This window comes from Paraburkholderia sp. SIMBA_030 (genome assembly GCF_046535245.1).
Lineage (GTDB): Bacteria > Pseudomonadota > Gammaproteobacteria > Burkholderiales > Burkholderiaceae > Paraburkholderia.
The window spans coordinates 1-228 of the sequence record NZ_JAWRXB010001862.1; the positions used below are offsets into that span (position 1 = coordinate 1).

At 42.5% G+C, this 228-nt stretch carries 1 protein-coding gene; it reads left to right on the forward strand.

What is annotated here, in order from left to right; genetic code table 11:
- Positions 1-228, forward strand: a 228-nt coding sequence (locus tag SB772_RS46440; protein ID WP_410839326.1) for a hypothetical protein, incomplete at both ends; no start/stop codon positions are given.

The window sequence follows — 228 nt, forward strand, 5'->3', positions numbered from 1 at the left end:
GTCAGACCCAAGCACGCTCTTATAGATATCAAAGCGAACAACAGCGCCTATTAAATTGTATGGTCACGCAGTTAAAACCCTATCAGCAAAAAGACAAGACAGCCGCTCAACAGTATTTCGCTTATAAAGCGCAAGCGTGGTTGAACTATGCTATTCATCAAGACAGTATGAATAGCCGCTCATCTGTTGGTCAAGTTGCATTAGAAATGGCAGAGCCTATATTGCAAG